General features: G+C 66.6%; 8 protein-coding genes. 5 read left to right on the top strand and 3 right to left on the bottom strand.

Translation table 11 applies throughout. The features are described from left to right. The 3 genes from VE092_RS16045 to VE092_RS16055 all read right to left on the bottom strand — a co-directional run. A partial coding sequence (locus VE092_RS16045) for an MFS transporter (RefSeq protein ID WP_324878419.1) occupies window positions 1-863 on the bottom strand: 863 nt, incomplete at its 3' end. Next, window positions 860-1207, bottom strand: a complete 348-nt coding sequence (locus VE092_RS16050; protein ID WP_006461163.1) for a DMT family protein — start codon at window positions 1205-1207, stop codon at window positions 860-862. The genes VE092_RS16045 and VE092_RS16050, both read right to left, overlap by 4 nt. Window positions 1208-1340: 133 nt before the next feature. Then, complete coding sequence (locus tag VE092_RS16055; protein WP_324878421.1) at window positions 1341-2087, bottom strand: hypothetical protein; 747 nt, start codon at window positions 2085-2087, stop codon at window positions 1341-1343. Window positions 2088-2268: 181 nt separating this feature from the next. On the opposite strand from VE092_RS16055, the gene VE092_RS16060 reads away from it, so the two are divergent. The 5 genes from VE092_RS16060 to VE092_RS16080 form a co-directional block, all read left to right on the top strand. Continuing rightward, on the top strand, window positions 2269-2622 hold the full coding sequence (locus tag VE092_RS16060; RefSeq protein ID WP_324878423.1) for a DMT family transporter: 354 nt from the start codon (window positions 2269-2271) through the stop codon (window positions 2620-2622). Between the two features lie 127 nt (window positions 2623-2749). After that, on the top strand, window positions 2750-3562 hold the full coding sequence (locus tag VE092_RS16065; protein ID WP_324878425.1) for an SDR family oxidoreductase: 813 nt from the start codon (window positions 2750-2752) through the stop codon (window positions 3560-3562). 115 nt (window positions 3563-3677) lie between these two features. Beyond that, window positions 3678-4436 (top strand): SDR family oxidoreductase, encoded by a 759-nt coding sequence (locus VE092_RS16070; protein WP_324878427.1) that lies wholly within the window; start codon window positions 3678-3680, stop codon window positions 4434-4436. Between the two features lie 93 nt (window positions 4437-4529). Continuing rightward, entirely contained in the window at window positions 4530-5753 is a 1224-nt protein-coding gene (locus VE092_RS16075) for an MFS transporter (RefSeq protein WP_324878429.1), read from the top strand. A 227-nt stretch (window positions 5754-5980) separates the two neighbouring features. Beyond that, window positions 5981-7225 (top strand): methyl-accepting chemotaxis protein (locus tag VE092_RS16080; protein ID WP_324878431.1); only part of this gene is annotated, 1245 nt, incomplete at its 3' end.

Here is a 7225-nt window from a genome sequence, read left to right on the forward strand (position 1 = left end):
GCGATGGTGATGGGCAGCCAGTAGCCCTGGCGTTCAGCGAAGCGGCCTGTCAGGAGCGCCGTGGGGATCATCACCAGCTGCGCCACGATCACCGTGAGCGCGGTATAGAGCGCCGGATCGGCCCCCCCACGCGCCACCACCGACTGGCTCAGCAACGGCAGCATCGCGGCGTTGGCCAGGTGGAACAGCATCATCGCCAGGGCCAGCAACATCAGCGGCCGCGATGCCGCCAGCACACGCCAGGTGGAGACCGGCTGGTCCGCTGCAGCGCGTTCCGGGTCCAGCCCGCGGGCAACGTCGTGATCGATGTCCTGCGGGCGGATGCGCGACAGGCAGACCAGCGAAGCCAGCGCCATCACCGCCATCAGCACGAACACGGCCGGCAGGCCCCAGTAGTAACCGAGCGCACCGGCCAGGGCCGCCGAGAAGACATTGCCGGCGTGGTTCCAGGCTTCGTTGCGCCCGAGCTGGGCGGGCAAACCCTGCTGGCCGACGATGCCCAGGGTGAGGCCGGCAATGGCCGGGCCGATGACGGCGCCGACGATGCCGGTGCCGACCTGGGAAATGGCGGTCAGCGTGAAACTGGGGGCCACCAGCAGCAGCAAGGAGCCGGCCACCACCAGCACCGATCCCAGCCCGACCACCAGGCGCTTGGCGCGCACCGCATCGGTGAGCGCGCCGGCCGGGGTGGTGGCGAGCATGCCGGCGATGCCGCCCAGCGTCATCACATAGCCGATGTCGTCGGCGGCCCAGCCCTGCCCCATCAGGAACACCCCGAGGAAAGGCCCGAGACCGTCGCGCACGTCGGCCAGGAAGAAGTTCAGCCTGGACAGCCAGGCAATGGAGCCGGCCTTGGCGTTCATCCTATCGGCCCCTTGAAGATGAAGAAGGCGCCCAGGCAGATGCAGCCAAACCCGACCAGATGGTTGATGGTGAACTGCTCACCCAGGTAGAGCACCGAGAAGATCGAGAACACCACCAGCGTGATCACCTCCTGCATGGTCTTGAGTTCGGCGGCGTTGTAGACGCTGTGGCCGATGCGGTTGGCGGGGACGGCGAAGCAGTATTCGGCCAGGGCGATCATCCAGCTGACCAGGATCACCAGGTACAGCGGACGGTTCTCGAACTTGAGATGGCCGTACCAGGCAAAGGTCATGAAGACGTTGGAGATGATCAGGAAGACGATGGGAAGGACTTTGGGCGACATGTTTTTTGTTCTTTATGAAAATGACGACAAGGAGGAAAAGAGGCGCAACCGATGGCACAAAGCCATCAGCTGCGCATCGACGGGACCATCAGTGACGCAGCCAACTCAGCCAACTCAGCCAGGCAGGGCAGCCTCAGCGCACCCGGCTGTACAAGGGTTGCACGCTGTCCGCGCTGGCACCGACATCAATTGCCTCGATGGCGGTACCTATGCTGTTGCGGGTGCCCAAGCCATTGGCAGCAAACGGCGCGCCGGGTTCCAGCGACATGCGCACGCTGTCGGGCGCAAAGCGGGCGATGCTGCCGTCATCGAGGATGACGCCGTTGGCTTCGCCGCGCGGGCCGGTGAGGACCATGGCGATCTTGCCGCGCACCGACAGCTGGCGCAGCTGCGCCGCGCGCAGGTGCGGCGGCAGCGGCGGGTTGGCGTCGAAGGCGGGCGGACGGTCGATCACGGTCTGGCCGGTGGCGAGATTGACGATGGCATCGGCCTTGATGGTGCCGGCCGCTTCACCCTGGCCGAACACGCGCACCGACTGCCCCGGCTTGACCATACCCTGCAAGGTCTGCGACAGGTGCGGCGGGAACTTGACCACGGTGCGTTCACCCACCAGCAGGCCATCGACCTCGCCGTAGGGATTGATCAGCAGGCGGCTGACGCGGCCTTCCGTGACCGGGGCCTGGGTCGTGAGGGCGGCTTCGTAGGTGGCCGGCGGCGGTGGCGGCGGCATGGCCGCACCGGCAGCGGGCGCCGGTGCGGCAACCGGTGGTGGCGGCAGTGCCTGGGCATGGGCGGCTACCAGCGAAGTCAGCAGGGCCAGGGTCGAGGCAGCCGCCAGCGAGCGCAGCGAGGCTGAAAGCGGGGATGAAGAAAGATTCATGACAACTCCTTGAGGGGTGAGAGGTATTCCCTCTTTTGCAAGCCCCGTGCCCGCCACGAATCCCTTTATATTCAATCACTTAGGAACTCAGCTTGCCGCCAGGTGTCCGTTTCCGTGACACTTCAGCGTCCGCAAACGGACACTGTCCGCCGCCATCTCTCGTTGACCCAGGAGCCTGCCCATGTCTATTCCCTCCCCCACCTCCTCTCCTTACCTGACCCTGGCCGTGGCCATCGTGGCCGAAGTCATCGCCACCACCGCCCTCAAGTCTTCCGACGGCATGACCCGTGTGCTGCCGGCCCTGGTGGTGGTGCTCGGCTATGGCCTGTCCTTCTACTGCCTCTCGCTGACCCTGCGCAGCATGCCCACCAGCGTCGCCTATGCCATCTGGTCGGGGGTGGGGATCGTGCTGATCACGCTGGCCGCCTGGCTGATCCACCACCAGCGCCTGGACGGGCCGGCGGTGGCCGGGATCGCCCTGATCGTGGCCGGGGTGCTGGTGATCAACATCTTTTCCAGCAGCGCCGCACATTGAGGGGGGCGCGAGGCCGGTGACGGGATCCGGTCAGGATGTCCGAAAACACCACCTTCTGCGTCATTCCGGAAATCGGCCGCCGCCATAAGATGCTCTCCATCGCAACCGACAACCCAAGGAGAACATCATGACCCAGTCCCAAGCAGCAAGCCAACGCGGTACCGCCCTCATCACCGGCGCTTCGTCCGGCATCGGCGCCCTGTATGCAGATCGTCTGGCCCGTCTGGGCTACGACCTGATCCTGGTGGCCCGCAACCGCGAGCGCCTCAATGCCCTGGCCCAGCGCATCAGCAACGACACCCGCCGTACCGTCGAAGTGCTGGAAGCCGACCTGGGCCAGGCCCAGTCGCTGGCCCAGGTGGAAGACAAGCTGCGCAACGATGCCAGCATCACCCTGCTGGTCAACAATGCCGGCATCGGCACCCATACCCCGCTGCTGCAAAGCAATGTCGATCACATGACCGACATGATCGCCCTGAACGTCACCGCGCCGACCCGCCTGACCTATGCCGTGGTCCCCGGCTTCGTGGCACGCGGCCAGGGCGCGATCATCAATATCTCTTCCATCGTCGGCGTGGCGCCGGAGGTACTCAACGGCGTCTATGGCGGCAGCAAGGCCTTCGTGCTGGCTTTCTCGCAATCGCTGCATCATGAACTGGCGGCCAAGGGCGTGCAGGTGCAGGCCGTGTTGCCCGGCGCCACCGCGACCGACTTCTGGGCCATCGGCGGACTGCCGGTGGAACACCTGGACCCGGCCATCGTCATGCCGGCCGACCAGATGGTCGACGCCGCCCTGGTCGGCTTCCAGCGCGGCGAACTGGTGACCATCCCCTCCCTGCACGAGGAAGACGCCTGGACCCGTTTCGAGACCGCCCGCCAGGGCCTGGCCAGCAAGCTCTCGGCCAATGTCCCGGCAGCGCGTTACACGGCCGTGCACTGAGCCGATCCTGCGGCCACCCCGCCGCACACCGACACCCCAATGATTCGATCCGGAATGACTGCCCCTGCGCAGTCTTCCTCAGCCCCTACGACCATATCTTCAGAAAGGCAACATCATGAAACTCACCGACAACGTCATCTTCATCACCGGCGGCACCTCCGGCATCGGCCGCGCCCTGGCAGAGGCCTTCCACAAGCTGGGCAACCAGGTCATCATCGGCGGCCGCCGCCAGGCGCTGCTGGACGAAGTCACCGCCGCCAATCCGGGCATGGATGCCATCGCCTTCGACGTCTCGGAGCTGGCCAGCATCGAAGCCGCCGCCGCCACCCTGAAGGCGCGTCATCCGGGGCTCAACGTGCTGATCAACAACGCCGGCATCATGCCCTTCGACGACGCCGGCGGCAGCATCGACGATGAAGTCAGCCGCAACATCATCAACACCAACCTGCTGGGCCCGATCCGCCTGACTTCGGCCCTGATCGACCTGCTCAAGGCCCAGCCCAGCGCCACCATCATCCACAACACCTCGGTGCTGGCCTATGTGCCGCTGGCGGTGACGGCGGTGTATTCGGCCACCAAGGCGGCCCTGCACTCCTACGCGCTGTCGCAGCGCTTCATGCTGCGCCAGACCAATGTGCGGGTGCAGGAAATCGCGCCGCCCTGGGTCGACACCGACCTGGTCAAAAAGAGCGGTGATCCGCGTGCCATGCCGCTGGATGCCTTCATCGCCGAAACCATGGCCAAGCTGGCCAGCGATGACGAGGAAATCCTGGTCGAAGCCATCAAGCCACTGCGTGACAACCCGGGCGCCAACGAGCACGCGCTGGTCAACGGTTTCAACGAAGCGCTGATCGCCAATCCGATCCCGGTCTGATCCGTCATCGCGGCACCAGCCGGCCCGCGCCCCGGGGGCAGCAAGCTGCCCCGCCGGCACCGGCCGGCCGCCTTCCTACCATCGAGGAATCGCATGAACTCCACTCCTACCCCGCCTGTCGCGCAGGCTCCCGCCCCCTCCGCAGCGCCCCACCAGGGCTCGCTGCTGACCGCCGGGTTCCTGGCCCTGGGTACCTTCGCCATCGGCACCGAGGGCTTCATGATCGCCCCGCTGCTGCCGCGCATGGCGGCCGACTTCGGCATGAGCGTGTCGGTGGTGGCCAGCCTGGTGATCGTCTTCACGCTGGTCCTGGCGCTGAGTTCGCCCATCACCACCGTACTCTCGGCCAACGTCAACCGCCGCAACGTGCTCATCGGCGCCATGGGCATCTTTACCCTGGCCAATCTGGCGGCGGCGCTCTCCACCGGATTTGCCGGCCTGCTGCTGTCCCGCCTGCTGATGGCAGTGGCCGCCGGCCTCTACACGCCCAATGCCAACGCCCTGGCCGGCGCCATCGTCAAGCCCGAGCAGCGCGGACGGGCGCTGGCCATCGTCAGCGGCGGCATGACCATCGCCATCGCCCTGGGTCTGCCCCTGGGTTCGGTAGTGGGACATGCCTTCGGCTGGCGCGCCACCTTCCTGGCCGTAGCCGCGATGGGTGCGCTGGCGGTGGTTGGCATCTGGCTGGGTGTGGATCGCCGGGCCGGCGGCCAGCTGCACGTGGCCAGCCTGCGCGAGCGGGTAGGCGTAATCGGCCAGGCGCCGGTGCGCCGCCTGCTGGCCGTGACCCTGTTCTGGTCGGTCGGCGCCTATGCCGCCTATCCCTATATCGCCCCCTACCTGGCGCATACCCTGAGCTTCGGCGAAGCCGGCATCGGCATGACCGTGACCCTGTGGGGCGCCGCCGCCGCCGTGGGCGTGAGCATCGGCGGCACCCTCAACGACCGCTTCGGTTCGCAACGCGTGGTGCGTAGTGCGCTGCTGCTGCTGATGCTGTCCTTCTGGGCCCTGGCAGCGGCCACCTGGCTGACGCCACGACATGCCCTGGTACCGGTGCTGGTCGCCGTGGCCCTGTGGGGGTTCGCCGTGTGGGCCTTCTTCCCGGCACAGATGGCGCGCCTGATCGCGGCCGGACCGCCAGCGCAGGCCTCGGTGTCGCTCTCGCTCAATACCTCGACCATGTACCTGGGCTTTTCGCTGGGCAGCGCCGTGGGGGCCGGCATCCTGGGCCTGGGCGCGGTCGGCGGGATCGGCCTGTTCGCCGGCTGCTGCGCCTTGCTGGGCTTGCTGCTGGATCGCAAGGCCCGGCTGCCCTGAAGCAGGGTCGCAATCCGGGCCGTGGCAAGAAGTTTTTCCGGCGCCGTGATAGGCTCCCGAACCGGGGAAACAGTGGGCAACCAGTCGGGGCTGGTTGTCCTTGAACATGTCCTTTTTCGTCATGGCCGGGGCGGACGGGTGGCCTATCATCGACCTGTCTTGCAAGGCCAGCGAGGCGCCGGACGCGGAACGCATCCGCACATTGCATTCATACAACAGGGGAAATCATGGATAACGCTAACAAAAAGGGGCGCTCGCTGAGCGTGGCCGCGCGTCTGGGGCTCAGTTTCGCGCTGGTGCTGGTGATGATGCTGGTACTGACGGTGGTCAGCATCAGCAAGGTCAATGCGATCGAAGGCAGCCTGACCAAGGTCAGCGACGACAACAACGTCAAGCAGCGCTATGCGATCAACTTCCGCGGCAGCGTACACGACCGCGCCATCGCCCTGCGCGATCTGACCCTGGTGGAGGATGCCGAGGTCAAGGAGGTGGTGGCCCTGATCAACAAGCTCGATGCTGATTACCAGAAGTCGGCGCAGCCGCTGGATGCCATCTTCGCCAACCAGGGTGCGCATGCGCCCAATGCCGAAGAGCGCGATGCCCTGGCCCAGATCAAGGCCGCCGAAGCCCGCGCCATGCCGCTGTCGGCACGCATCATCGCCGCCCGCAGCAGCGGCGATATCGACGGCGCCCGCAAGATCATGCTGGGCGAAGCCAAGCCGGCGTTCATCACCTGGCTGGCCACGGTGAACAAGTTCATCGACCTGCAGGAAAGCATGAGCCAGGCCGAATCGACCAAGGCGCGCAGTACCGCGCGCGGCTTCCAGGCCTTCATGCTGGTACTGCTGGCGGCGGCCATGGTGGCCGGCGTGGTGCTGGCCGGCCTGATCACCCGCTCCATCGGTCGCGCCCTGGGCGCCGAGCCGGACGAGGTCAAGCAACTGGCGCTGGCCGTGGATCGCGGTGAGCTGTATCACCAGGTGGCGCTGCGCCGCTACGATGGCGGCAAGCGCCAGAGCATCATGGCGGCGCTCTCCGAGATGAGCGGCAACCTGCGCAATACCGTCACCGAAGTGCGCGATGCCGCCGCCGGCGTGGCCACCATCAGCGCCCAGATCGCCGCCGCCAACGGCGACCTCTCGGCCCGCACCGAAGACCAGGCCGCCTCGCTGGAAGAAACCGCCTCGGCCATGGAGCAGTTGACCGCCACCGTCAAGCAGAACGACGGCCATGCCCGCGAAGCCAACCAGCTGGCCCGCAATGCCTCCGACATCGCCAAGCAGGGCGGTGCCATCGTCGATGAAGTGGTCGATACCATGGCCGCCATCAATACCTCGTCGCGCAAGATCGTGGACATCATCGGGGTGATCGACGGCATCGCCTTCCAGACCAATATCCTGGCCCTGAATGCCGCCGTGGAAGCGGCCCGCGCCGGCGAACAGGGTCGCGGCTTCGCGGTCGTCGCCACCGAG

The sequence above is a fragment of the Herbaspirillum sp. genome, from assembly GCF_035644555.1.
Taxonomy (GTDB): Bacteria; Pseudomonadota; Gammaproteobacteria; order Burkholderiales; family Burkholderiaceae_D; genus Herbaspirillum.

Coding starts and splice junctions, on each gene's coding strand:
- VE092_RS16050 (WP_006461163.1), bottom strand. CDS start 1,207: ATGTCGCCCAAAGTCCTTCCCATCGTCTTCCTGATCATCTCCAACGTC.
- VE092_RS16055 (WP_324878421.1), bottom strand. CDS start 2,087: ATGAATCTTTCTTCATCCCCGCTTTCAGCCTCGCTGCGCTCGCTGGCG.
- VE092_RS16060 (WP_324878423.1), top strand. CDS start 2,269: ATGTCTATTCCCTCCCCCACCTCCTCTCCTTACCTGACCCTGGCCGTG.
- VE092_RS16065 (WP_324878425.1), top strand. CDS start 2,750: ATGACCCAGTCCCAAGCAGCAAGCCAACGCGGTACCGCCCTCATCACC.
- VE092_RS16070 (WP_324878427.1), top strand. CDS start 3,678: ATGAAACTCACCGACAACGTCATCTTCATCACCGGCGGCACCTCCGGC.
- VE092_RS16075 (WP_324878429.1), top strand. CDS start 4,530: ATGAACTCCACTCCTACCCCGCCTGTCGCGCAGGCTCCCGCCCCCTCC.